The following is a 24747-nucleotide window of genomic DNA, read 5'->3' on the forward strand; positions in this document are numbered from 1 at the left end:
CCGGCACGTCTGGTCGTGGCGGGGGCGGTCGGCGGCCCCGTCCCTCCTCGCGCGGCCCCTGCCCGCGTGCCCGGCATCGCGTGGCGGGCGTCGGGCGGCGGCTCGCCACCGGACGACGGCACCGGCCTCCCGGCAGCTGCCATGAGGCTGACGCGGCCCCATACGCCGGAGACGGACGATACGGCTTCGTCCGCACGCCCCCGGAACGGGCGATACCGCTTCCGCGACGACCTGCAGGCCGTGGAAGCCGTGCCGGGCGGCTCCGTCGAGATCGTCGACACGGTGTCCGGCGCGCGCTGCACGCTGTCCTCGCAGGAGGCCATGCTGTGCCGCCTGGCGGACGGGACGAAGTCGCTCGCGGCGATCGGCAAGGCCTATCGTCAGGAGACCGGCAACGGCGTCACCCTGACGGAGCTCCTGAACCTCTACCGGCGGATGCAGGCTCAGGGCCTGATGAACGGCGGCAGCGACCCCAAGGCACCGCCGCTTCCGCCCGCCGATGCCTCCGACGAGGAGCCGACCGGGCCGGAACCTTCCGCCGAAGCACCCGGCGACACCGCCGACGCTGCCGCCGGAACACCGGACGTCGGCGCCGGTTCCCCCACCGCAACGACGACCGGCGAGCCGCCCGTTGCCGGGACGCCGGCCTATGGGCATCCCGCCGATTCAGCGATGTCCGGCCGGGCCGGCGCTCCGGATCACGCGGTGGCGGACGTCGATGCCGATGCGGAACCGGACGGGCCGAGCTGGCTGGTCCTGTCCGACGAGGACGTCGACGCGTGGAACGACGCCGGCCTTCTGTCCGGATCCGAGGACGACGGCCCCGTCTTCGGCCCCACCGCCGCCGCGTCCGATGACGGCGCCGATCAGCCAGCCGCGTACATCCCCCGCCGGGCGGACGAAGTGGAGGTAGAATTCGAGGTCGTCACACCGGACGAGGCCGGCGACGAGGCAACGGCAGGTCCCGAGCTTCAAACGTCCGGTCGCGACGAAGACACCCTCGATGCCGGGGGATCGTCGGCGATGGGGGCCGGGCCGGGCATCGCGGACGCGACGGAAAAAATGGCGGCCACGGAGGCCACGGAGGCCACGGAGGCCACGGAGGCCACGGAGGCCACGGAGGCCACGGAGGCCACGGAGGCCACGGAGGCCACGGAGGCCACGGAGGCCACGGAGGCCACGGAGGAACGTGAACTTTCCGAAGCGGGCCATGCAAGCACCGTGGACGGCTTCGATGCCGCGGCGGCGAGCATTGCAGGCTCCGAAGAGATGGCGGACGGCGCGCACCCCGTCGCGCCGGTGGAGGCCGCGGGGACCGCTCCGGAACCCTTCACAGAAACCGACGGCGCACCGGAGGCGGATGCACCGGTCCCGGAGTTGCCGGCGGCCGTCGCCGTCGTTCCATCGCTGAGCCAAAGCGCGGCCGGGGACGGCGACGAACGTGCCTTGCCGGCGGCGGTCTTGGAGGCGAGCGCGGACGACGGGTCGGCGCAGGAGGAGGACGACGAGCCCAAGCGGGCGGGTCGACCGGGTGGTCGGGGGCTGCGGCGAGGGGCCGTGCGGCGCGGGCGCACGCGCGCCGAGGCACCGGGGGCGTCGTCCGGCAGCGGGCGGTACCAGCTTCGCGCCGACCTCGTCATCGAGCGTGCGGACGGCGGCGCCGCAGCGCTCGTCGTGCCGGCGACCGGCGAGCGGCACCCGCTCTCCGACACCGAGGCGGTGCTGTGCACGCTCGCCGACGGATCGCGGTCGATGGCCGCCATCGGCAAGGAGTTCAAGGCCGCGACAGGCCAGAGCCTCACGTTCAGCGAACTCCTCGCCTTCTACCGCGAGCTCAAGGCCAAGGGCCTCCTGACCGACGGGCGGTCACCCGCGCCGACCCCGGCCGACACGCCGCGGGTCGCCGCCGGCGCCACCGCCGCGGAAGTCCGGCCCACCGTTGTGCCCGCCGACGCTTCCGGCGAAGACGCCCAGCCGGACGGCGTTCCTGGCGACCTGGCAGCTTCCGCCGGACCGTCGACCAGGCCCGGGTCCGACGGCATGGTTGTCGCGTCGGAGACCGCCGACGCATCAACCGGGGACGGAACGCAAGGCGACGTGGCCGCCGACATCCGCGCAACGGAAACCGGCGGCGCGCCGGACCCCGCGCCGACGCTGGCCGAGGACCCGCCCGGGGACATGGTCGCAGCCGCGGTGTCCGACGGGTCGAACGTCGCGCCGGACTCCATCCTCGGGACGGTGGAGGACGGCACACCCATCTCCCCCCTCAATCGGCAGGACGAGGCGGCGGACCAGTTCGAGGCCGTCCGGGCGCCGGACGAGACGCAAGCCGGGGCGGGAGCCGAACGTCCGCACAACGGTCCCACGGCGGATGCGGCCGCCGCCCTCTCGCCGGATGAGACAGCGACCGAGGATGGCACCGGCCCGGCGCCGGACGAGGCGGCCACCCCGGACGCCCTGCTTCCGGAGGACGGGACGGCGGATGATGCCGCCGTGCCAGAGTCCGTTGCCGGCGTCGTGCCGGAGCCGGTCGCCGCGATGGAGCAGGCCGCCGGGGCGCCGTCCGCCCCGCCGATCCCGAGTGGGCGGGCACTGGCTCTCGTCACGCCGCCCGTCCCTCTGGCGGAGGCGGCGCCGGTCGAGCTTCGCGACGGGGGCATCGTCGAAAAACCTGCGAAGAAGGGATTTGCAAGCCGGTTGATCTCGAGCTTTCACCGGCCGCGTCCGACCGGTGAAGCGCCGGCGACCGAAGCGGCAGCCCCGCCATCGGCGACCGAAACGGAGGTTGCCGCGGCCGAGGCGCCCGGTCAGGCCCGCGCCAGGGTCCGCGAGCGCTACGCACGCCGCGCGGTCGCCAAGTCGGACGCCGAAAGCCTCCTGACCGGCGCGCTTGGGACGGACAGCGACCCTTCCGAACCGAAGCACGCCTTCGTCGACGACGTCGACGACGATTTCGGCGGGCAGTTCCGCGCCAGCGCGCCCGCAGCGGCGACGACCCAGCGTGCCCGCACGACGTCCCGTTCCTCCTCCGCCGCCGCGACCGGGACACGGCGGCGCACGGCACGCGAAGGGAGCGACGTACCCCGCGATACCGCCGAGCGCCTCGCCCGCGACCGCGCCGGACAGGAGCGGTCAGGACAGGACCGGACAGGACAGGAGCGCGCCGGTGCCGCTCGCAAGGCGGGTGGCGCGGCGAAGGCCGAGCGGCCAGGCGCATCGGGCTGGCAGAAGCGCCCCGAAACCGCCGACCCGATCCATCAGTACGAGGACGACGACGAGCCCGGCCCCGCCGCGGGCGGCGCGTTCGGCGGATTCGGCGGGATGGGCGGCGGACCCTTCGCGGGCGCCGGCCTCGGCGGTCTCGGTGGTCTCGGCGGCGGCATGGGCGCCGGCATGGGCGGGGGGATGGGCGGCGGCCTCGGTGGCGGGATGGGCGGCGGGATGGGTGGCGGCTTCGGCGGCGGCGCGGGCGCGCAGGCGCTGCTCGCCCACCTCGCCGCGCGGCAACGCCAGTCCGGCGTCGCCGGGGGCGGCGGCGAGCCGCCGGAGAGCGACGGCCCCGCTCAGGTCTCCCTCTTCAATCCCAACGGCATGCTGGGTTTCCTGTGCATCCTGTTCTGGCCGCTTCAGTTCCTGTGGCTGCCGCTGCTGCTGACGGTGCCGCTCGCCTTCATGATCGGCGTCGAGCGATGGCACGCGATGCTCGTCGACTCGGGCACCCTGGCGCTGGATCTCTCGTTCATCAGCCGCGGCATCGCCGCGCTCTTCATCGTCAACCTCGCCTCGCGGATCGCGCAGGCGACGATCGTGCGCGCCTTCGGCGGCGACGTGCGCCAGCTCGGCATCACGCTGCTGCTCGGCTTCATCCCCCGGTTCTACGTCGACCAGAGCGCCATTTCCTCGCTCAGCCGACGCGGGCAGCTCTGGTCGCACGCGGCGCCGTCGCTCGCCCGGCTCTACCTCTTCTCGCTCGGGATGATCCTGTGGGCGGTCTTCCGCGGCAACGGCTCGTTCTTCCCGGAGCTCGCCCTCCTCGTGGGCCAGGTCGGCATCGCGGCGTTCGTCATCTCGGCCTACCCGCTGCTGCCCGGCGACGGGTACCGCTTCCTCGCCACCTACTTCCGACAGCCGCACCTGCTGCAGAAGTCGATCATGGCGCTGAAGTCCTGGGCCACCGGGCACCACCTGCCGCCGCAGATCGACCGCTCGGAGGTGCCCGGCCTGATGCTGTTCGGCGTCGGCGTCGTGCTGTCGTCGGTGACGCTCGTCGTCTTCGCCATGTCGGTGATCGCCCTCGAGATGATGGGCGAGTATCGCGGGCCGGGCGCATTCATGTTCCTGACGCTGTTCGCCTGCTTCGCGATGTGGGTGTTCGCGCTGCGATCGTCGGTCGGCCAGCGCGCGGCGGGCGGGCTCGATCCGCAGATGATGCAGCAGCTCATAGCCAGCCGCTTCGGCGCGACGACGGAGGCCAAGGAGCAGCCGGCGAGCCTCGGCGCGCGCGGACGCGTGTTCTGGGTGGTGATCGCGTGCGCGCTGCTGGTGGTGGCGTTCCTGCCCTACCAGTACGAGGCGTCCGGATCGTTCGAGATCCTGCCGATGCAGCGCAACAACGCCACCGCCCGGACCGAAGGCGAGGTGATGGAGGTCCTGGTGCGCGAGGGCCAGTGGGTCACCAAGGATCAGGTGCTCGCCCGCCTCTCCGACTGGGACCAGCAGCGCGACGTGCAGGTGACCAAGGCCCAGCTCGACGAGGCGAAGGCGACCCTGCAGCGCCTCGAGGACGGCGCCAAGCCCGAGCAGATCGCCCTCGCCGAGACACAGGTGGAGAGCGCGCGCACGCGCGGCGTCTACAGCCGCGCCGAGGCCGACCGCGCCAAGCGCCTCGTCGACCGCGGCGTCATTTCCACCAGCGACTGGGAACGTGCCGTCTCCCGCGACGAGACCGACCAGGCGGCGCTGAAGGTCGCCGAGGCGAACCTGAAGCTCGTGAAGAGCCCCGCCACCAAGGCCGAGCTCGACGCCGCGAAGGCCGAGGTCGAGCGGCTGACCCACCAGCACCAGTATGCGCTCGACCAGCTCGAGCGCACCCGCATCCGCGCCCCCATCGACGGCAACATCATCACGCCCAACGTACACCTTCTGGCGGGCGACTGGATGAAGACCGGCGAGGAGTTCCTGACGCTGGAGGACACCCGCACCGTCGAGGCGCAGATCGACATGCCGCAGACGGACATCACCCTGATCTCCCCCGGCGACACGGTCCGCCTGAAGTCGTGGAGCAACATGGACCAGGAAGTCCCCGGCGTCGTGACCGAGGTCGCACCCGCCGCGGAGGAGCGCGAGTACGGAACGGTGGTGCGCGTGCGCGCGACGGTGCCGAACACCGAGGGATACCTGCGCCCGGCGATGACCGGCTACGCCAAGGTGGACGGCGCGGAGATGCGGGTGTGGGAGGCGTACCTGCGCTTCTTCATGCGCTTCTTCCAGATCGAGGTCTGGTCCTGGATCCCGTAGACCCGTGAGGATCCGCCCCCGGTCTCGCCGGCCCGGCGCAGGCGTCCGGCCACGGACCGGCGGGCGCGGCTCAGACCCGGAGGAGCTGCCGGACGGTGGAGAGGAACTTCGCCGGCGGGAACGGCTTGATCAGATAGTCGTGCGCCTCGTCCTTGATCGCCTCCAGCCAATCCACGCGGTCGGAGTAGCCGGTGATCAGCAGGACCTTCATGCTCGGCCGGGCGTACATCAGCCACTGGGCCAGGTCGTTGCCGCCGAGGTGCGGCATCACCACGTCGCTGACGACGAGGCCGATCGACGGGTCCTCCTCGATGAGGTCCTTGCCGTCCAGCCCGTTGCCGCGGCTGGTGACCCGGTAGCCGTCCCGCTCCAGCGCCTTGCGCAGGACGAGGGCGACGTCGCTGTCGTCCTCCAGGAGGAGGACGTGCGTCGCCTCGCCATTCGCCGCGCCGTTGCTGTCCTGCCGCAGCACGATCGGCTCCGCGAGCGGCAGGTACACGGTGAAGACGCTGCCCTTGCCTTCTTCCGACTCGGCGATGATCGTGCCGCCGGCCTTGCGCACGTAGCTGCGGCTGACGGAGAGGCCGAGCCCCCGCCCCTCGCCGACGGGCTTCGTCGTGTAGAAAGGGTCGAAGATCAGCGGCAGCACTTCCGACGGCATGCCCGCGCCGCTGTCCGTCACGGTGAGGGTCGACCACTCCCCTTCCGCCAGCCCTCCGGGCGAACCGCGGGCCGTTCCGGTCTCGACGGTGATGCGCCCGCCGGCGTTCGTCACGTGCATCGCGTTGAGGACGAGGTTGGTGAGGACCTGTCGGATCTCCTCCTGGTCGACCACCACCGGCAGCGGCCGGCGCGACAGGTTGATGATGACGTCGATCTCCCGCCGCACGCCGGAGCGCAGGACCGGCATGTGGTCCCGGACCAGCTCGCCGAGGTCGACCTCGACGGTGCGCGAGGTGTGGCTCTGCGACAGGACGAGGATCTGGCTCGCCAGTGCTCGCGCCCGCTCGACGACGTTGTCGACCTTGTCGAGCAGCAGTTCCGGCTCGCCGCCGTTAAGGTGACTGCGCAGGAAGTAGAGGTTCGTCATCGCGACGAGCAGCATGTTGTTGAACTCGTGCGCGATCCCGCCGGCCATCAGGCGGATGGCGTCCGACTTCTGTGACTGGGCGAGCCGGGCCTGCAGGTCGGCCGCCGTCGTCACGTCGCGCACGAGGGCGAGGGTCGCGGCGGCCTTCGCCCACTCGATCTCGGCGAGGCGGATCTCGCCGACCCGCGGAAGCCCCTCGCGAAAGAACTCGATCTCGCCGGTGCCGTCCGGACCGACGGAGAAGGCCATGTTCTCGCCGGTCATGTCGTCGTCCGCGTCGGCGAACATGGTGCGGGCGGCGGCGTTGGCCCGGCGCACCCCGCCGTCCTTGTCGAGGACGATCACCGCGTCGGGGATCGTGTCGAACACCTGGGAGAGGCCGCGGATCTCCAGACGCGCCCGGTGAAGCAGCTCGGAGTGCCGCGCCAACAGCGGGAGCGCGGCCGCCAGCGCGGCCTCGTCGGCGACGACGGCAGCGCCGTCGGGGAAGGCGACGCCGGCCGAGGGGTCCGCGAGCGCGACCACGGGGAAGTGACGCGCGCGGCGGACCAGCCAGTTCGGCCAGGCGGTGCCGTCGAAGTCCGCCGCGGTCACGAGGAGCACGTCCTCGTCCCTCAGCGCGGAGCGCGCGGCGAGGAGGTCGTCGACGACGATCGCGGCGAGCGGTCGCGCGGCGGCGTCCATGGCCGGCGGTGTGCCGCCTCGCAGCCCCCTGGTGGTCCGCACCACCCTGGCCGGGATCGCCGCGTCTGCGGTCACGTCACACCTCGTCGTCGGGTATCAGGGCTTCCAGACGCTGCGCCTCGCTGCTGAAGGTGTACGTCGGGACACCGGACAGGATGCCGTGGATACCGGTGAACGGGCCGAGGATCCGCATGCCGGTCCCATCGATCAGGTATTCCCTGATCGCCTTCTCGTGCCACGTCCCGCGCATCTTGAGCACCATAATGCCGCGGCGCATCTCACCGTTGATCTCGACATAACGCAGAAGAATAATCGAGTCGGTAATTGTAGAGATATGTGTTTCCGTGACAGATTCTGTACCCATAAGTAATGAGGTGGTGTTCGTGAACAGCGCGGTGATGCGCTTGACCTTCACGTAGGAGGTCAGACCGATCACGAACTCACGGAAGGACTTGGGCGTCGAGACGCGCTCGAACGCGGACAGGCTGTCGACGGCGATGCGCGAGGGCTCGAACTCGGCGATCCGCCGCTTCATCCGCAGCAGATGATCCTCGAGACCGATCTCCTCGGGGGAGTGGCTCTCGATCCGCAGCAGCCCGCTCTCCTCGGCGCCGACGAAGTCGACACCCCAGGCGGCCGCGTTGCGGCAGAGCTGCTCCCGCCCCTCTTCGGCCGCGAACAGGAGGATCTTCTGGTTGCTGCGGATGGCGGCACGGACCTGCTCGGCCACCATCAGCGTCTTGCCGGTGCCCGTCGCTCCGGAGACCAGGATGATCGAGCTCTCGTAGAGGCCGCCGCCGGTCATCTGGTCGAGCATCTCGATGCCGGAGGTGATGCGGCTGTCCGGCGCGCTCTGCTCCAGAGTGGTGGACGACAGCGGCACGACGGTCAGCCCGTCCTCGCGGTCGATTGTGAAGGGGTACTCGCCGCGCTGGTGGATGGTGCCGCGGGTCTTCAGGATCTCGATCGTCCGCCGGCGCGTCTCCCGCTCCAGGCGGTTGCGCAGGATCACGACGTTGTCGGCGATGTACTCCTCGACGCCGAAGCGGCCGATGGACTGCTCGTTTTCGCCGCGCTCGATGGTGACGATCACGGTGGTCCCGAGGTCGAGGAGGTAGGAGATGATCCGCAGCAGCTCGCGGCGGACCATGCCCGGGTCGGCGAACTGCGGGAACAGCGAGCCGACCGAGTCGAGCACGACCCGCTTGGCGTCCACCCGGCGCACCGCGGCCTCGATGCGGGCAAGGAGCGCCGTCAGGTGGAGCGTCCCGAGGTCGACCTGCTCCTCCTGCGGGTCCGCGCTGAGGTCGACGATGGCGAACTTCTTCTCCTCGACGAGCCGCTCGAGGTCCCAGCCGAAGCCGCGCACGTTCCGCACGAGGCGGGCGGGCCGCTCCTCGCAGGTGACGAACACGGCGTTCTGGCCGAACTTCGTGGCGCCGGCGTGCAGGAACTGCAGGGCGAACACGGTCTTGCCCGCGCCGGAGGTACCGGCGATCAGCGTCGACCCCCCTTCGGGCACACCGCCGTACGCGATCGCATCGAAGCCCGCGATACCGGACGGAAGCTTGGAAAGGTCGTAGTCGGGAGGTGATGGCATCAGCAGATCAGAGCGGCTGTCTAATTGTAGATTTCGATTTCGAGCGCCTGGATGACGGCGTTGTGGTCCCCGAACTCTCCCATGATCTTCTTGCGCGGCCCGGGAAATTCGCGGACGAGGGTCGGCGTGGCCATGATCTTCGCACGCTCGGCCCGCTCGGGGTCTTTCAGAACGTCGATGAACTCCAGCTCGTGACGGTCCGTGAGGTGGCTCCGCGCGATCGCCTGGATGTGCCGGATCGCGGCGTAGGAGCGGGCGCTCTCGCCGCTGATGTAGAGACTCAGGCGGAAGATCATCGCATGACCTCGCCCCGCTCGATTGCGGCCTGGGAGCGGTAATATTCGAGGACGCCGCCCATCATCTCGAGCGCGAAGAGGCGTCCCTCGACGACGATCTGGCACTGCCGCTCGATCGGAAGCTCGCCCGAAGCGAGGTCGAGCGCCGCGGCATGGACGGCGACAATGTCCTTCGTCGCACAGTTGAGCTTGCCGAGCCGCTCGGCGATCTCGGACATGCCCTGGCGCGGCTTGCGCATCTTGGCATTGACCGCCGTCGTGTAGCTGAGGAGCGTCTCGTAATAGCGCCAGACGCAGGTGTTGAACTGCTCAGGCTCGCGTGCCCGCAGTGGGCTGAGGTGGGGGCGTCCCTCCTGTCCGGTGGCGTCCGTCATCGCCTTGAAGCGGCTGCGCGCCTCGGTCATGGTGCGCAGCTCCTGCTCCCGCCTCCGCACCACGGCGTAGCCGATCGCCCGGGTGAGCGCCCGCGCCTGAAGCTCGTTCTTGCCGAGATAGTCCTCCGCCCCGGCGGCGAGGCAGTCAAGCGCCATCGAGTCGCCGTCGGCGCCGGTCAGGACGATGATCGGCGCGTGCGAGAGGTCGCGCACCGCATAGACGCCGGACGCCCCGGCCGCATCCGGCAGGGTCAGGTCGAGAACCACGGCGTCGAAGCTCGTGCGGCGCAGGTGCTCCAGCGCGTCGGTGAGGTTCGTCGCCCGCGTGACGCGAAACTCGTCCCGGGGGCTCGCCTCGAGGTAGGCCCGCACGAGATCGGCGTCGCCATCAGCATCCTCGACGAGCAGGACCTTGATCAGCTGGGACGCGTTCGCGGTCGCTCTGGATGGAGCCATCCGATCAGCCTCAACAATCCGGGCGGCGTGCAGTTGCCCAGGGCCAGGTCAGGCGCACACGTGGCGCGCCGCGACGGCAGCACCGACCTGACGCCCAAAACTTATTTCACATTCGGCGCAGGCACTCAACTGGACCGAGCAGGCCCACAACTCCCCGACGACCTTGCGCCCGATCCGTCACGGTCGCCGTCACGATCCGGCCAATCGTACATGGGACAACGTTTGGCGGCGGAGGGGCTTCGCCGAGCATCGGTGTCACCGCCGGCAGGTCCCGCCGGGCTCCAGATCCCTGATTTTCAGCATTTTCGTCCCACGAGATAGAACTACTTTATCGAAAGACATGAACCTTTCGTAAGTTTGCGCAGTTGTCTTCGCGACATCATCCGAAACGTTGCAGCGCGCGCCGGTCCGTCGCGCGGACAGGGTCTTGCGTCCCACGAACACCGTAGGAACGAAAGGAGCAACGAATGCCATCGGAAGTCCGCACAGCGCGGCTCGGCATTTTTCCACGGGTCAGCCCGCCCGTATTCGCCATCTCGGCCATCATCATACTGGGCTTCATCTTGTTCGGCGCCATCTTCACCGAGAGCGCCAAGGCCCTCTTCAGCGGAGCGCAGGCTGCGATCACCGTTCACTTCGGATGGTTCTTCATCGTCCTGGTGAACGTTGTTCTCATCCTGTGCATCTACCTCGCGTTCGGCCGGTACGGTGACATCCGGCTCGGCGAACAGGCCGAGGAGCCGGAATATGGCCTCCTGTCCTGGAGCGCGATGCTGTTCAGCGCCGGCATCGGCATCGGCCTGCTCTACTGGGCCACGGCCGAGCCGCTGTTCCACTTCTTCAGCCCGCCGCTGGCGACGGCCGAGAGCGAGGAGGCCGCCTCCCAGGCGATGGTTTTCGCCTTTCTGCACTGGGGCTTCCACGGCTGGGCGATCTACATCCTTGTGGCGCTGTCGCTCGCGTACTTCCACTTCCGCCGCGGCCTGCCGCTGTCGCCCCGCTCCGGCCTCTACCCGCTGATCGGCGACCGGATCTACGGACCGATCGGCCACACCGTGGACATCCTCGCCGTCTTCGGAACGATGTTCGGGATCGTGACGAGCCTGGGGCTCGGCGTGATGCAGATCAGCGGCGGCATGAACCGGGTGTTCGGCACGCCGGACACGATGTGGATGCAGATCCTCCTCATCGCCTTCATCACCGCGCTGGCGACGATCTCGGTGTTCCTCGGGCTCGACAAGGGGATCAAGCGGATCTCGAACTTCAACATCATCCTCTCCCTGGTGATGCTGGTGTTCTTCATCGCCCTTGGGCCGACGCTCTTCATCTTCGACAGCTACATCGAGAACATCGGCAACTACCTGCGCGCCATCGTCGAGCGCTCGTTCTGGAACGAGGCCTACTCCGGCGGCAACTGGCAGGGCGACTGGACCATCTTCTACTGGGCGTGGTGGGTGTCCTGGAGCCCGTTCGTCGGCATCTTCATCGCGCGGATCTCGCGCGGGCGCACGATCCGCGAGTTCGTGCTGGGCGTGCTCCTCATCCCCTGCTCGATCCTCTTCCTGTGGTTCACCGCGTTCGGCGGCACCGCGATCCACATGGAGATGACCGGCGACCCGGGCCTGATCGAGGCGACCAAGGCCGACTACGGCGACGCCGTCTTCAAGCTCATCGAGTACTTCCCGATGACGAACGTGCTCGCCGTCGTGATCATGGTCATGATCGTCGTCTGGTTCGTCACCTCGTCCGACAGCGGCAGCTTCGTCATCGACATGCTGACCGCCGGCGGCGACCGCGACCCGCCGAAGATCCAGCGCATCTTCTGGGCGACGACGGAGGGCGCGGTGGCGGCGGTGCTGCTCGTCGCGGGCGGGCTCAACGCGCTGCAGGCCGCCGCGGTGGTCGCGGGCTTCCCCTTCGCGTTCGTGCTGATCGCGCTCGGATACGGCCTGATGCGAGCGCTGGGGCGCGACAAGCTCATCCTCTACCGCCAGGCGCAGCTCTACCGCACCGCCGAAGAGGTCGACGCCAATACTCCGCCGGAGATCAAGCACTGGGAGGAGAGCGAGCCGATCCCGCGTCCGAGGCGCACCGGCCCCGCCCCTCAGGCGGCGGAGTAGCGCGCACGTTCGTGTCCCGGCGGTGCGGCGCCCGGGCCGCCCCCGACCGCGCGGCGGTCGTCCCGCCGCCCTGCGGCACGCGCCGCGACCCCGATGCGGCCGCCGAGGGCGGCCAGGTCGCTACCGTGGCGCGAGCTGGCCGATCAGCGCGTTGGCGAACTGGGTCATCGCCGCCACCGCCGGGAAATCATACTTGTTGATCGCGATGAATATCCCGACCTCGCGGTAGGGCGAAAACGCGATGTAGCTGATGACGCCGTTGGCGAGACCCGACTTCTGCAGGATCAGCGGCCGGTCCCCCTCCGGCCACATCACGACCCAGCCCAGCGCGATCGCATCGAGATGCCCCGATTCGTCCATGTTCGAGGCAGGGCTCAGCGCGTCCCGCACGAGGACGGGAGACTGGCTGAGCAACCGCACCTCCGCGCCATCGGGGCTGAAGCGGGCGAGGTTCCACTCCAGGAAGTCGAGCATGTCGTTGGCCGTCGTCACCAGCGACGAGGAGCCCTCGTTGTTGGGCGGAGTGGGCCGATCCGGGAGAGGTTTGCCGGTCCACAGGTGGCCGGTGAACATGTTCGCCCTGGCCGCCTCGCTCGGCTCGTAGCCCGTCGCCTCGAGGCCGAGCGGATCCAGCACTCTGGATGTCACCAGCCCGGAGAAATCGTCGACCCCGGCCGCCTCCCGGAGCGCCATGCCGAGGAGGTCGAACCCGATGTTGGAATACAGCATTCCGGTGCCGGGCGCGAAAAGGAGCGGGTTGCCCTCGAGGTTCCGGCGGTAGTTTTCGATCGAGTACTTGGACTCGTCGTCCGGGACGCCATCGTCGTCCGTGCGATCGCCGCCGTCGTCGTAGACGACGAGCTCGTGCGGGAAGCCCGCCGCGTGTGTCACGAGGTCGACCAGGCGAATCGGATGATCCCTCTCCGGGATCGGAAGGTCAGGCAGATGCTGCTGCAGGGTGTCCGTCAGCCCGACGGTGCCCTCGGAAACGAGATGGGCGAGCACCAGTCCGGTGAAGACCTTCGTGATCGAGCCGATGCGCATGGTCGTGTCGCCGTTCGGCGCCGGATCGCCCTTTTCCGCGATCGTCCCGAAGCCGTAGACCGCGCGCTCGCCTTGCCGCGTGACCGCAACGACCATCCCCGGGACCTCGTTGCTGATGAAGAAGACGTCGGCGGGGAAGCCAACCGTCTCGTCCAGGAAAAGGTCCTGCGCGAGGAGGGGCTGCGTGAGGCCGGTCATCGCCAGGAGCGCGACGGCGAAACGATTCAGCATAAACCCTCCGCGAACATTTTCTAATATTTCTTGACTTACTATAACGCTTTCGCAGCCCTGAAATAGATGCGTGTTCCCGGCGGTCGCCGACGCTCCGGCGTGACCTTCCCGGCCCGGCACGGCAGAAGGCCCATGTCACCGTCCGTCGGGGCGTCCGGTCGCGAGCGCGCGCAGATGGCGAATCCGAGGCGCGGCGCACAACAGCCCTCACCACCGAGCGATGCTTTTCTGGATCGTCGTCCGGGAGCCGTGCGCGGCGCTGCATTCATGCCGGGGGCGATGCGAATGGACGCGCCACCTCTCAGCCCCGACGCGGCCGAGAGCTCCGAAGGTCGCCGATTCGCGGGATCGGACCATGCGTCACCGACGTGGCCGACGCGCATGTTCGGCGGCGCCGCAAAACGCACACCCGCTCAAGCCGCGGCGCCTTGTTCTCTCTGGGACAGCAATTTGGGGGTCAGATGGTGGAGGGGGTTGGATTCGAACCAACGTAGGCATAGCCAGCGGATTTACAGTCCGCCCCCTTTAGCCACTCGGGCACCCCTCCGGTGTGGGCGGCGTGTTAGGCTGTACGCGCGGCGATGTCAACGATGAGTGTCGAACGAAACTATGGATGATTCAGAGCCCTATTGGCTTTTCGGGCTTCACGCGGTCCGCGCGGCGCTCGCAAACCCCCGGCGCGCCGTGCACGAGATGATGGTGACGACCAACGCGCTGCGGCGTCTCGACCCGCTTCCGCGCCGAATCCAGCCCGAAACGGTGGACGTCCGGCGGCTCAACAAGCTGCTGGGCGACGCGGTCCATCAGGGCGTCGCGATTCGCGTCTCCCCGCTGAAGAGCGTCGCGCTCGACGAGATCGCCGGGGGCAGGCTCGTCCTGTGCCTCGACCACATCACCGATCCCCACAACGTCGGTGCCATCCTGCGCTCGGCGGCGGCCTTCAAGGCCGACGGCATCGTCGTGACGCGGCGCCACAGCGCGTCGGAGACGGGCGTCCTCGCCAAGTCGGCGTCCGGCGCGCTCGACATGGTGCCGATCGCGGTCGAGACGAACATGTCCCGCGCCGTCGACGCGCTGCGGGAGGCCGGGTTCCGCACCATCGCCCTCGACAGCGAGGCGGAGACGACGTTGAGCGAGCAGCCGCGGGCCGACCGCTGGGCGTTCGTCCTCGGCGCGGAGGGCAAGGGCGTGCGGCCGGGCGTGCGGGCCTCATGCGACGCGACCGCGGCGATCGAAGTGCCGGGCGCTCTCGCCTCGCTCAACGTATCGAATGCGGCGGCGATCATCCTCTACGCCGCTCAAACGCACCTCCTCGGCGACAAAGCTTGATGAGCGCTGGTCTTTCGCGCCAGAATGTTGATACTTCCAGCGCTGATCGCCGTTTGATCGGCCTATTCGACGCCGATGGCCGGAAGCGATTTCGGCATCGGCGGTAAGAACAACCTTTCGCGTCGCGGGATCGTATTCCTTTTGTCACCATGGTTAGCTGCGCCGAGCCAACAATTCAGCATTGCTGCGCCAGCGCCCGCTCAATTACAGGGGTAGCGGAATGAACCGTGACAATGGACCGAGCCATCCCCGACCGGCCCGGACGGGCCCGCGGCGGGTGCCTGCGTCGCGGGGGACCGGCGGCGGCGCGCCACGCCGCCTCGCCTCGCCGACTGTGAGCGAATGGCCCGGCGTGCTCGACACGCGGGCGCTCGACCAGTCGCTTCACCTCAATCTGAGGCTCGCCGCGGTGGTCTGCTCGCGGCGGATGGAGGCGGCCCTGCGGGACCGCGGGCTGAGCGCGGTGGAGCTCGTGACGCTCGCGCTGATCCAGGCCAACCCCGGGATCCGGCAGGGCGTCCTGGCATCGACGCTCCAGCTCAAGCCGGCCTACATGACGAAGCTCGTCCAGTCCCTTCAGGACCTGCGTCTCGTCAAGCGCACCGTTCCGGCGAACGACCGCCGCTCCGTCGAGCTGCGACTGTCGAGCGAGGGCGAGGCCGTGACCACCGCCGAGCGCGAGCGGGTCGAGGCGTTCGAGACGCGCATGCACGCGGGCCTCCTCAGCCCGGCCGAGCAGCGCCAGCTCCTGAAGCTGCTGAAGAAGGTCTGGCAGGCCGACGACCCCGACGATTTCGAGATCCTTCGGGTCATCTGAGCGCGAATCACGGCGGCCCGGAGCGAATCATCTCGCTCCGACAGCCCGTGTACCCCTCTGGATCCGACGGGCGATGGTCCGGCGCGTCGGCCCCTCGCCCACGCGGCGACGAATGCCGACATGCGGCACAGTGACGGCCGGCCGAATTCGCGGACCGTCGGATCGGGCGGAGGAAGCCGGGCGGGAGCGGCGCTCCGGCGCGTGGCGCGGGTAGCGTCGCGGGGGACATTTCCAGTGCCCGGAAGTCGGGGCGAGCAGCGCACCTGCCGGGGGGCCGCTGCGTCCCGGAGGTGCCATCACTGGACAGCCTCTCGGGAGGGACGGCGGGGCCGGCTCGCGGCGCCGCCGGCTATGGTGTCAGGAGCGCGGGGGGCGATTCTGGGGGCGCGGCGAAGGGCCGTTGCCGCGCCGGGGCGGACGGCCGTCGCCAGACGCCTCGCTCCCCGGCAGACGGCGAGGCTCGCGCGAGGGGACCAGGCCGTTCTGCGTCTCGGCCGGCTCGCGGGCCGCGCGGGGCGGCTCCAGCATCCGCGGCGACTGGCGCACCGGCGCCACCGGCTCGTCGCGCAGGTCCTCTTCCTCCTCGTCCTCGAAGTCGTCCTCCTCCTCGTCCTCGTCGTCGACGGGGGCGGCACGGGCGGCCTCGCGCTTTGACTTGCCGTTCCTTGCCTTGCCGTTCTTGGCCTTGCGCCGCTTCGACCTGCGCGACACCCCCCGCACGATCAGAAGCCCGCCGATCACGATGAGGAGGAAGAGCGCGCCGACCGCGCCCGCGACGTAGGGGAAGAGGTCGTCCTCGAGGAGTTGGTCGAGCGCGGTGCGGTTGTCCGGCTCGAAGCGCGTGTCGAGGCTGGCGATCGAGGTGGCCGGGCTGGTGCTGGTCGCGACCGGGGCGCGCGGGGGCGCGGCCTCCGCCAGGGTCTCGGTGGGCGGGTTCTCCAGCGCCGTGAAGCCTTCCTTGAAGCCCGCCAGCGAGATCGGGATGCCGATCCCCTCCTCCGGGGTGCGGAAGATCGAGAAGGTCGCTGTCGTGCCCGCCTCGAATCGCTCGATCAGCCCGTCGTCGAGGCGGACCTCGGCGACGCAACCGGACGGCAGGCAGCGCACGAAACCGGCCGCCCCGACCTCGACGTCGTCGATCGAAAGGCCGAGGCCGGGCGGCAGCAGGATCGCGAGCGGCGCCAGGACACGCAGGATCTGCACCTGCTGGTCGGCGGTGCGGATGAAGACGACGCTGAGCGCGATGTTGGCGCGGTCCTGCGCCTGGACGTTCTGGACCAGGGCGCATTGCTCGGACGGGGCGCCGACCTCGGGCTGGCAGCGGATCTGCCAGTCACCGTATCGCCCGACGATCCGGCCCTGTGCCTCCGCCGGGGCGATATCGACGAGCGTGCCGGACAGCACCGCAATCAAACCGGCCAACAGCACCCAAAGGCGTGGTAGCATCCTCACTCTCCTACGCTATCGCGCGGCGGCGATGTGGAGCGTCGTCGCGCGCACTCAGCCGCTTCTGTATCTGCTTCGCGGCATGGGTGCACGCCCCCTGCAGCAATGGTGATCAAATCATCTCGTCCCGTTCGCGTCGGGGGCGCGGCCACCCGTCGCATCGCCCGCCCCCTCCGCGGTGGGGCCCTCCCGGCCGGCCTCCCCTGCCGGGCTGCCGGCGGAGGCGGTGGCGAGCGCCGCCAGCGCGTCGCCGAGGCCGGCGAGGTCCACCTCGACGGCCGCCTGGCGGGTCGGCGTGACCGAGACCGCGAACTCGGCCGTGCGCCCGCGCACGAGCTGCCGGCGCAGGGTGTCGGACAGCGCGACCTCGGAGATGCAGCCCGGGGGCAGGCAGCGAACGAACCCCGCGACGCCCACCTCCGCCCCGTCGACGGCGAGGCTGAGCCCGGCCGGCAGCAGCACGCCGAGCGGCGCCAGAACCCGCAGAACGTCGACCGATCCGTCCTCCCCGCGCACGAAGAGGACGGTGAGGACGACGCCCGCGTCGCTCTCGGCGGCGGCGATCTGCGTCGCGGCGCAGTCGTCGACCGGATCGCCGACCGTGCGCTCGCAGCGCACCGTCCACGCCCCGTAGGTGCCGACGGCCGGACCCTGCGCGGCAGCCGGAATGGACGCGGCGACAAGGCCCGCGAGGGCGAGCGCGAGGCCACCCCCAGGAACACCGGCGGCACGCCACATAGGCAGTCCTTGCAATGGGCTGGAACTCGACAACGACAAATTCACCTTCGACCCCCAGGAGGATTCGCGGCCTCGTGCGGGCCATGCAAGGCGAAAATGCGACACCCCCGCAATTGGAGTCGTCCGCGGGGCCGGATCCGGTGTGGCCAGTCGGCTGGAACAGGTCTAAAGGGGGACGTGTGAACGTGCGTGTTCGGTGCTTCCGTCGGTGGACGCACGAACGCGGCGTTGGTAAGTTTCAGGACGTTCCGAAATTTATGTTTTGGAACGGCCTCGTTAATCGATGAAAAGAGCGGGATGGGATCGAACACCATGAGGGCGATGGCAAAGGTTGGGCGAGACGCCATAAGCCGGCTCGGCGCGGTCGTGTTGGCGATGATGCTGGCAGGGGGCGCCGCGCATGCCGACCAGCCGGTGCCGTGGGGCATCACGTTCCAGGACGCGGCCAGCCCGATCATGGGCCAGATCCACTGGTTCGAAGGCTATACGCTCATCATCATCACGATCATCACGCTGTTCGTCCTTGCGCTGCTGCTCATTGTGATCTTCCGGTTCAATGCCAAGGCGAACCCGGTTGCGTCCAAAACGTCGCACAACACGATGATCGAGGTCGTGTGGACCATCGTCCCGGTGCTGATCCTGGTGGCGATCGCGTTCCCCTCGTTCCGCCTCCTCTACAACCAGACCAACATTCCCGAGCCCGACATCACGGTGAAGGCGACCGGCAAGTCCTGGTACTGGCAGTACGAGTACATGGACGAGGACTACGCCGACGCCGGGCCGATCATCTCGAACATGCTCAACGAAGAGCAGCGGGCCGAGCGCAAGTCGTCCTACAACCTGACCGACGCCGAGGCCCCGCGCCTTCTGACCGTGGACTATCCGCTGGTCGTGCCGGTCGACGCGATCGTCCACGTCCTGGCGACCTCGTCCGACGTGAACCACGCGGTCGCGATGCCCGCCTTCGGCATCAAGACCGACGGCATCAACGGGCGCCTGAACGAGACCTGGTTCCGGGCCACAGCGCCGGGCGTTTACTACGGCCAGTGCTCGGAGCTCTGCGGCGCCAACCACGCCTTCATGCCGCTCGAATTCCACGTCCTGCCGCAGGAGCAGTTCGACGAGTGGATGACGATGGCGAAGGAAGACCCGGACGCCGCCAACGACCAGCTCATCCGCTGGCACGCCGAGCGCAGCGGCATCGACACCCAGAAGGTCGCCTCGCTGACCAACTGAAGACGACACCCGGACGCCGCCTGCGGGACGGTGTCCGGCACCTTTGAGAACCTGGGGCGCTGCCTCGAATAAAAGACATCAGGGGTCGCACCCTGAATTCGCGAACGGAGAGGATCGATGGCCCACGCGGCAGCGGATCACGCCCACGACCATCCCACGGGATGGCGCCGGTGGCTTTTCTCAACCAACCATAAAGACATCGGCATTCTGTACCTCATGTTCGCGTTGTTCGCGGGCTTTATGGGTTTTGCGCTGTCCGTCGGCATGCGCATGGAGCTCCAGGAGCCGGGTCTGCAGATCTTCGCCAACGGCGACATGTACAACGTGTTCACCACCGGCCACGGCCTCATCATGATCTTCTTCATGGTGATGCCGGCGATGATCGGCGGGTTCGGCAACTACTTCGTGCCGATCATGATCGGTGCGCCGGACATGGCCTTCCCGCGGATGAACAACATGAGCTTCTGGCTCCTGTTCTTCTCCTTCCTGCTGCTCATCACGTCGCTGTTCATGCCGGGTGAGCCGGGCGGCCACGGCTTCGGCGGCGGCTGGACGCTGTACCCGCCCCTCTCGACGCAGGGCTCCCCCGGGCCGGCGCTCGACTTCGGCATCTTCGCCATCCACGTCTCCGGCGCGGCGTCGATCCTGGGCGCGATCAACTTCATCACCACCATCCTCAACATGCGCGCCCCGGGCATGACGCTGCACAAGATGCCGCTGTTCGTCTGGGCCCAGCTCGTGACGGCGTTCCTGCTGCTGCTCTCGCTCCCGGTCCTCGCCGGCGCGATCACCATGCTGCTGACGGACCGCAACTTCGGCACGGCCTTCTTCGACCCGTCGGCCGGCGGTGACCCGATCCTCTTCGCGCACCTCTTCTGGTTCTTCGGCCACCCCGAGGTGTACATCCTCATCATCCCGGGCTTCGGCATCGTCAGCCACATCGTGGCGACGTTCTCGAAGAAGCCGGTGTTCGGCTACCTCGGCATGGCCTACGCCATGGTGGCGATCGGCGTCGTCGGCTTCGTCGTGTGGGCGCACCACATGTACACGATCGGCATCTCGCCGGACACGCAGGCCTACTTCACCTTCGCGACCCTGGTGATCGCGGTGCCAACAGGCATCAAGATCTTCTCCTGGATCGCGACGATGTGGGGCGGCTCGATCGAGTTCCGCACGCCGATGCTGTGGGCGATCGGCTTCATCTTCCTGTTCACCATCGGTGGTGTGACGGGCGTGCAGCTCGCCAACGCCGGCCTCGACCGGGCGTTCCACGACACCTACTACGTTGTCGCGCACTTCCACTACGTGCTGTCGCTGGGCGCCGTGTTCGCCATCTTCGCGGGCTGGTACTACTGGTTCCCAAAGATGTTCGGCATCATGTACAACGAGACCCTCGGCAAGATTCACTTCTGGCTGATGTTCATCGGTGTGAACGTGATCTTCTTCCCGCAGCACTTCCTGGGCCTGCAGGGCATGCCGCGTCGCTATGTCGACTATCCGGACGCCTTCGCCCCCTGGAACATGATCTCGTCGATCGGCATCTACATCACCGTCGTCGCCATGATCGCATTCATCTGGACGATGGTCGACGCGATCCTGCGGCACCGGAAGGCCGCCGATAACCCCTGGGGCATCGGTGCGACGACGCTGGAGTGGACGCTGTCCTCGCCCCCGCCCTATCACCAGTTCGAGACGCTGCCGCAGATCCGCTGACGCGGCAGCGGAGCCGGCCACGGCCGCTCCCCGAGATCAGCGGCGCCGCCTTCGGGCGGCGTCGCCGTTCCAGGCCACACCGGCCTTCGCACCCCGCGGACTTTAGGAATGGCGAGGACGAGCGCCTCGCCATCCCCAAGGTCCCGACAGGACCCGACCGGCCGCCCCGCACCGACGCGGGCGGTCACCACGCGCCGCAGCGGCGCCCATCCGTCGCCCGGTGGTGGCGGACCGAGGATTGGAGGACGACGAATGGCGGTTCGGGACGGTGATACGCTGGATCTTGTCGATCTCGGCTCGACCCCGCGGGACTTCATCGACCTGTTGAAGCCCCGCGTGATGTCGCTGGTGGTGTTCACCGCCTTCGCCGGCATCATCCTCGCGCCGGGGCAGCTCCACCCGATCCTCGCCGCAGTGTCGCTGCTCGCCATCGCGCTCGGCGCCGGCGCCTCGGGCGCGCTCAACATGGGCCTCGACAGCGACATCGACCGCCTGATGAAGCGCACCGCGCTGCGTCCGATCCCGTCGGGCCGGATCGACCGGGAGACCGCGCTCGGCTTCGGCACGGTGCTGGCCTCGGGCTCGGTGATCCTGCTCGCCTTCTCGTCCAACTGGACCGCGGCGGCGCTGCTGGCGCTGACGATCTGCTTCTACGTCGTCGTCTACACCGTCTGGCTGAAGCGCCGGACGCCGCAGAACATCGTCATCGGCGGCGCGGCCGGGGCTCTCCCCCCGGTTGTCGGGTGGGCCGCCGTCACCGGTTCGGTCTCGCTCGAGCCGATCATCATGTTCGCGATCATCTTCCTGTGGACCCCTGCGCACTTCTGGGCCCTCGCGATCCTCAAGCGCGACGAGTACGCCGCCGCCGGCGTCCCGATGCTCCCCTCGGTCGCGAGCCGCGAGACGACGACGCTCAACATACTCGTCTACGCCGTCCTCACCGCGGTGTCGGGCGTGCTGCCGACGGTCTTCGGCTTCGCCGGGCTCGGCTACGCGCTCGTCGCGGCGGCGCTCGGCGCCTGGCTCGTCCAGCGCGCCGTCCTCCTGCGCCGTGCCGGTCCGGAGGACGAGCGGCGCCACGCCGGGCGCCTGTTCGGCGTCTCGATCGTCTACCTCTTCGCCCTCTTCGGCGCCATGATGGCGGACGGGGTGATCGCCGGGCTGGTCGCATGATGGCCGATCCCGCGACCTCCAAGGCCCTCGATCCGGTCGAGGCCGAGCGCCGCCGCCGCCAGCGCAAGCGGTCCGTCGCGATCGCCGTCGTGCTGATCGCGCTGGTCCTGATCTTCTACGCGATCACCATCCTGCAGATGACGGCCCACTCGGGAGGCGCCACATGACCACCGATCGCCGCCACCTCAAGGTCGCCGTCGCCTGCACCTTCTTCGTCGCCGTGATGGTGGGGGCCGCCTTCGCGTCGGTCCCGCTCTACAACCTCTTCTGCCGCGTCACCGGGTTCGACGGCACGCCCTCCATCGCCACCGTCGAGGTCGTTCCGGGTCTCAAGGTCGGCGAGCGCGAGATAACGATCCGCTTCGACGCCAACGTCCAGTCCGACCTGCCGTGGACCTTCAGGCCGGTGCAGCGCACCATGAAGGTGAAGGTCGGCGAGGTCGTCACCGCCGAATACGAGATCTCGAACGAATCCGACGAGGCGACGGTCGGCCAGTCGGTCTACAACGTCACCCCCTTCCAGGGCGGAGGCTACTTCACCAAGATCGACTGCTTCTGCTTCACCGCCCAGCCGCTCGGCCCGAACGAGACGCGCCGCATCCCGGTGGTCTTCTACGTGGATCCGGAATTCGCCGAGGACCGCGACGCGAAGGGCGTGCACGTCATCACGCTGTCCTACACCTTCTTCAACGCGAAGGCGTCGAGCTGACACGCGGCCGCGCGGCCGCGAACGGAAACGCCGCCGGATGCGGCACAAATTGTCGACGCCGTACCCGCGGCATGGCAAACACATAGACCCGGCCCCGGCCGGTTGGCGGCGCCCCGCTTCGTCGACGCCGCCCAAGCCGCAGCAAGCGGCATGCTCCCGGCCATCCGGGGGCGACGGACGACCCCCGCGGACCCTCGGGTCCGCAACCGACGGTGCCGGAGGCGGCTGATGCCCGCCCTTCGGGACCGGATGGGAGCGCGATCCACCCCGGACCGCTCCACGACGGCGCCGGAGACGGCCCGCACGGCGCCGGATCCGTCCGGCGGCAGGACGACACCCGGGTCGAGCCCGGGACGAACGAGCGCCGGACCCGTCCGGCATGAACGAGCGCCGGACCTGTCCGGCAAAGGGCGAACGGGGTCTCCCCCGGAAGATCCGCGCAAAATGCGCGAAGAGGGAATGACAATGGCAGGCGCGGCGAAGCACCACGACTATCACATCCTAGAACCCAGCCCGTGGCCCATCATGGGCTCGCTCGGCGCCTTCGTGATGATGTTCGGCGCCGTGGCCTTCATGCGCTGGCACTCGGGCTCCGAGCTTCCCTTCGCCGGCATGAACATCGCCGGCTGGGGCATCTTCGCGGTGGGCGCCTCGCTCGTCATCGCCACGATGGCGCTGTGGTGGACCGACACCACGCGCGAATCGCTGCGCGGCGATCACACCCCGGTGGTGAAGCTGCACCTGCGCTACGGCATGATCCTCTTCATCGCCTCCGAGGTGATGTTCTTCGTCGCCTGGTTCTGGGCCTACTTCGACGCCGCGCTCTTCCCCGGCGACGCGACCACCTTCGGGCGGCTGGACGTCACCGGCGGCCAGTGGCCCCCGGAGTCGATCCACACGTTCGACCCCTGGCACCTGCCGCTCTTCAACACGATGATCCTGCTGCTCTCCGGCACGACGGTCACCTGGGCGCACCACGCGCTCCTGGAGAACGACCGCGAGGGGCTGAAGTGGGGCCTCATCTGCACCGTGCTCCTCGGCATGCTGTTCTCGACGGTCCAGATCTACGAGTACAGCCACGCGAGCTTCTCCTTCGCCGGGTCGATCTACGGCGGGCCGTTCTTCATGGCGACGGGCTTCCACGGCTTCCACGTCTTCGTCGGCACGGTGTTCCTGGCGGTCTGCCTGGCGCGCGCGCTCGCCGGCCAGTTCACCCCGAAGTCGCACTTCGGCTTCGAGGCGGCCGCCTGGTACTGGCACTTCGTCGACGTGGTGTGGCTCTTCCTGTTCCTGTGCATCTACGTCTGGGGCGCCAGCGAACTCGTCCACTGACGGGAGCGGCGCCTTGAGGCGCATCCTCCTCGCCGTCGCCATTGCCGGGGCCTTCGTCATCCTGATGGGCCTCGGCACCTGGCAGCTTCAGCGCCTCGCCTGGAAGGAGGCGCTGATCGCCGCGGCCCACGAGCGCCCCGGCGCGGCGGCCGTCCCCGCCCCCGGGCCCGACACCTGGAGCGGCTTCGCGATCGACGACTGGCGCTACCGCCGTGTCACGCTCACCGGCACATTCGGCCCCCGCGAAGCGTATTTCTGGATCGCCCTGACCGAGCCGAACGGCCCCCTGAGCGGCGCCGGCGCGATGGTCCTCACCCCGTTCAGGACGACCGACGGCTGGACCGTCCTCGTGAACCGCGGCTTCGTGCCGGAAGATCGCCGCGCCCCGGCGAGCCGTCCGGGCTCGGAGCCGCCCGAGGGCACCGTCACCGTCGAGGGCCTCGTCCGCCGCGACGATCCGCCGAGCTTCATCACCCCCGCCCCCGATGCCGCGTCGCGCACCTTCTACGCGCGCGACATCGCGGCGATCGCCGGTGCGCTGGACGCCGCGCCCCCGGTCGCGCCCTACCAGATCGACCTCGTCGCCGAGGAGACGCCGCCCGGCGGCCTCCCGCAGGCAGGCGAGAGCCGCATGACGTTCACCAACAACCACCTCGGCTACGCGTTCACGTGGTTCGGCCTCGGAGCCGCGCTGCTGGGTGTCACCGCCGCGGCGCTCTGGCGCCGGAGCGGCCGCCGACACGGCCCCCACGCCGCCCCCTCCTCCGAGTAGGCGGCAAAGGTCCGCGCCGCGCGGCAAACGCAGCGTCGCTTTCTCGGATGCGTGCCTGAGGCGGTGCGTC

At 69.2% G+C, this 24747-nt stretch carries 18 protein-coding genes and 1 tRNA gene; 11 read left to right on the forward strand and 8 right to left on the reverse strand.

The features are described 5' to 3' along the window. The first annotated feature begins 141 nt into the window (after positions 1-141). Positions 142-5517: an HlyD family efflux transporter periplasmic adaptor subunit gene (locus DLJ53_RS34605; RefSeq protein WP_146619850.1), complete on the forward strand. Its 5376-nt coding sequence runs from the start codon at positions 142-144 to the stop codon at positions 5515-5517. A gap of 70 nt (positions 5518-5587) precedes the next feature. On the opposite strand, the gene DLJ53_RS00690 is transcribed toward DLJ53_RS34605, so the two are convergent. From DLJ53_RS00690 to DLJ53_RS00705, 4 genes are read right to left on the reverse strand one after another with little or no spacing between them, the layout of a single operon-like run. After that, the gene (locus DLJ53_RS00690) at positions 5588-7366 is read right to left on the reverse strand and encodes an ATP-binding protein (protein ID WP_146619851.1); all 1779 of its coding nucleotides are present in this window, start codon (positions 7364-7366) and stop codon (positions 5588-5590) included. Between the two features lies 1 nt (position 7367). Beyond that, the gene (gene kaiC / locus DLJ53_RS00695; RefSeq protein WP_111341455.1) at positions 7368-8891 is read right to left on the reverse strand and encodes a circadian clock protein KaiC; all 1524 of its coding nucleotides are present in this window, start codon (positions 8889-8891) and stop codon (positions 7368-7370) included. A 20-nt stretch (positions 8892-8911) separates the two neighbouring features. Beyond that, entirely contained in the window at positions 8912-9187 is a 276-nt protein-coding gene (locus DLJ53_RS00700; protein ID WP_111341458.1) for a circadian clock KaiB family protein, read from the reverse strand. Continuing rightward, positions 9184-10017: a response regulator transcription factor gene (locus DLJ53_RS00705; RefSeq protein ID WP_111341461.1), complete on the reverse strand. Its 834-nt coding sequence runs from the start codon at positions 10015-10017 to the stop codon at positions 9184-9186. Before DLJ53_RS00705 ends, DLJ53_RS00700 begins: the two co-directional genes overlap by 4 nt. Positions 10018-10484: 467 nt before the next feature. On the opposite strand from DLJ53_RS00705, the gene DLJ53_RS00710 reads away from it, so the two are divergent. After that, positions 10485-12137, forward strand: coding sequence for a BCCT family transporter (locus tag DLJ53_RS00710; RefSeq protein ID WP_111341464.1), 1653 nt, complete (start codon positions 10485-10487; stop codon positions 12135-12137). 120 nt (positions 12138-12257) lie between these two features. Here the strand turns inward: DLJ53_RS00710 and DLJ53_RS00715 are convergent, their stop codons facing one another. Beyond that, on the reverse strand, positions 12258-13412 hold the full coding sequence (locus DLJ53_RS00715) for a serine hydrolase (RefSeq protein ID WP_111341467.1): 1155 nt from the start codon (positions 13410-13412) through the stop codon (positions 12258-12260). 462 nt (positions 13413-13874) lie between these two features. After that, positions 13875-13959 (reverse strand) — tRNA-Tyr (locus DLJ53_RS00720). A 62-nt stretch (positions 13960-14021) separates the two neighbouring features. On the opposite strand from DLJ53_RS00720, the gene rlmB reads away from it, so the two are divergent. Continuing rightward, positions 14022-14741 (forward strand): 23S rRNA (guanosine(2251)-2'-O)-methyltransferase RlmB, encoded by a 720-nt coding sequence (gene rlmB, locus DLJ53_RS00725; RefSeq protein ID WP_111341470.1) that lies wholly within the window; start codon positions 14022-14024, stop codon positions 14739-14741. Between the two features lie 352 nt (positions 14742-15093). Beyond that, positions 15094-15558 (forward strand): MarR family winged helix-turn-helix transcriptional regulator, encoded by a 465-nt coding sequence (locus DLJ53_RS00730; RefSeq protein ID WP_162408747.1) that lies wholly within the window; start codon positions 15094-15096, stop codon positions 15556-15558. Between the two features lie 357 nt (positions 15559-15915). Here DLJ53_RS00730 and DLJ53_RS36500 read toward each other — a convergent pair whose 3' ends face one another. Together DLJ53_RS36500 and DLJ53_RS00745 are read right to left on the reverse strand one after the other, a co-directional pair. After that, on the reverse strand, positions 15916-17004 hold the full coding sequence (locus DLJ53_RS36500) for an invasion associated locus B family protein (protein ID WP_202912937.1): 1089 nt from the start codon (positions 17002-17004) through the stop codon (positions 15916-15918). 117 nt (positions 17005-17121) lie between these two features. Beyond that, a complete protein-coding gene (locus DLJ53_RS00745) occupies positions 17122-17742 on the reverse strand; it encodes an invasion associated locus B family protein (RefSeq protein ID WP_111341476.1) in 621 nt (206 codons plus the stop codon). 312 nt (positions 17743-18054) lie between these two features. Here DLJ53_RS00745 and coxB point away from each other — a divergent pair, with 312 nt between their 5' ends. The 7 genes from coxB (at position 18055) to DLJ53_RS00775 (ending at position 24677) form a co-directional block, all read left to right on the forward strand. Next, positions 18055-18978, forward strand: a complete 924-nt coding sequence (coxB, locus tag DLJ53_RS00750; RefSeq protein ID WP_111343907.1) for a cytochrome c oxidase subunit II — start codon at positions 18055-18057, stop codon at positions 18976-18978. A gap of 117 nt (positions 18979-19095) precedes the next feature. After that, positions 19096-20691, forward strand: a complete 1596-nt coding sequence (ctaD, locus tag DLJ53_RS00755) for a cytochrome c oxidase subunit I (RefSeq protein WP_111341478.1) — start codon at positions 19096-19098, stop codon at positions 20689-20691. A gap of 252 nt (positions 20692-20943) precedes the next feature. Beyond that, positions 20944-21864: a heme o synthase gene (locus tag DLJ53_RS00760; RefSeq protein ID WP_111341481.1), complete on the forward strand. Its 921-nt coding sequence runs from the start codon at positions 20944-20946 to the stop codon at positions 21862-21864. Next, on the forward strand, positions 21861-22031 hold the full coding sequence (locus DLJ53_RS35440) for a hypothetical protein (RefSeq protein WP_202912938.1): 171 nt from the start codon (positions 21861-21863) through the stop codon (positions 22029-22031). Before DLJ53_RS00760 ends, DLJ53_RS35440 begins: the two co-directional genes overlap by 4 nt. Continuing rightward, positions 22028-22573 carry a cytochrome c oxidase assembly protein gene (locus DLJ53_RS00765; RefSeq protein ID WP_111341484.1) on the forward strand — a complete coding sequence of 182 codons (546 nt, stop codon included), beginning with the start codon at positions 22028-22030 and terminating at the stop codon, positions 22571-22573. The genes DLJ53_RS35440 and DLJ53_RS00765 overlap by 4 nt, the downstream gene beginning before the upstream one ends. Before the next feature lie 465 nt (positions 22574-23038). Continuing rightward, positions 23039-23905: a cytochrome c oxidase subunit 3 gene (locus DLJ53_RS00770; RefSeq protein WP_111341487.1), complete on the forward strand. Its 867-nt coding sequence runs from the start codon at positions 23039-23041 to the stop codon at positions 23903-23905. Positions 23906-23918: 13 nt separating this feature from the next. After that, positions 23919-24677, forward strand: a complete 759-nt coding sequence (locus tag DLJ53_RS00775; RefSeq protein ID WP_202912939.1) for an SURF1 family protein — start codon at positions 23919-23921, stop codon at positions 24675-24677. Positions 24678-24747 lie beyond the last annotated feature (70 nt).

Source organism: Acuticoccus sediminis, from assembly GCF_003258595.1.
GTDB lineage: Bacteria > Pseudomonadota > Alphaproteobacteria > Rhizobiales > Amorphaceae > Acuticoccus > Acuticoccus sediminis.

What these genes read in the sequence shown, in the direction of transcription:
- DLJ53_RS36500 (WP_202912937.1), bottom strand. Translation starts at nt 17,004, where the DNA reads ATGCTACCACGCCTTTGGGTGCTGTTGGCCGGTTTGATTGCGGTGCTG.
- DLJ53_RS00760 (WP_111341481.1), top strand. Translation starts at nt 20,944, where the DNA reads ATGGCGGTTCGGGACGGTGATACGCTGGATCTTGTCGATCTCGGCTCG.
- coxB (WP_111343907.1), top strand. Translation starts at nt 18,055, where the DNA reads ATGAGGGCGATGGCAAAGGTTGGGCGAGACGCCATAAGCCGGCTCGGC.
- DLJ53_RS00745 (WP_111341476.1), bottom strand. Translation starts at nt 17,742, where the DNA reads ATGTGGCGTGCCGCCGGTGTTCCTGGGGGTGGCCTCGCGCTCGCCCTC.
- DLJ53_RS34605 (WP_146619850.1), top strand. Translation starts at nt 142, where the DNA reads ATGAGGCTGACGCGGCCCCATACGCCGGAGACGGACGATACGGCTTCG.
- DLJ53_RS00770 (WP_111341487.1), top strand. Translation starts at nt 23,039, where the DNA reads ATGGCAGGCGCGGCGAAGCACCACGACTATCACATCCTAGAACCCAGC.
- ctaD (WP_111341478.1), top strand. Translation starts at nt 19,096, where the DNA reads ATGGCCCACGCGGCAGCGGATCACGCCCACGACCATCCCACGGGATGG.
- rlmB (WP_111341470.1), top strand. Translation starts at nt 14,022, where the DNA reads ATGGATGATTCAGAGCCCTATTGGCTTTTCGGGCTTCACGCGGTCCGC.
- DLJ53_RS35440 (WP_202912938.1), top strand. Translation starts at nt 21,861, where the DNA reads ATGATGGCCGATCCCGCGACCTCCAAGGCCCTCGATCCGGTCGAGGCC.
- DLJ53_RS00705 (WP_111341461.1), bottom strand. Translation starts at nt 10,017, where the DNA reads ATGGCTCCATCCAGAGCGACCGCGAACGCGTCCCAGCTGATCAAGGTC.
- DLJ53_RS00765 (WP_111341484.1), top strand. Translation starts at nt 22,028, where the DNA reads ATGACCACCGATCGCCGCCACCTCAAGGTCGCCGTCGCCTGCACCTTC.
- DLJ53_RS00715 (WP_111341467.1), bottom strand. Translation starts at nt 13,412, where the DNA reads ATGCTGAATCGTTTCGCCGTCGCGCTCCTGGCGATGACCGGCCTCACG.
- DLJ53_RS00700 (WP_111341458.1), bottom strand. Translation starts at nt 9,187, where the DNA reads ATGATCTTCCGCCTGAGTCTCTACATCAGCGGCGAGAGCGCCCGCTCC.
- kaiC (WP_111341455.1), bottom strand. Translation starts at nt 8,891, where the DNA reads ATGCCATCACCTCCCGACTACGACCTTTCCAAGCTTCCGTCCGGTATC.
- DLJ53_RS00710 (WP_111341464.1), top strand. Translation starts at nt 10,485, where the DNA reads ATGCCATCGGAAGTCCGCACAGCGCGGCTCGGCATTTTTCCACGGGTC.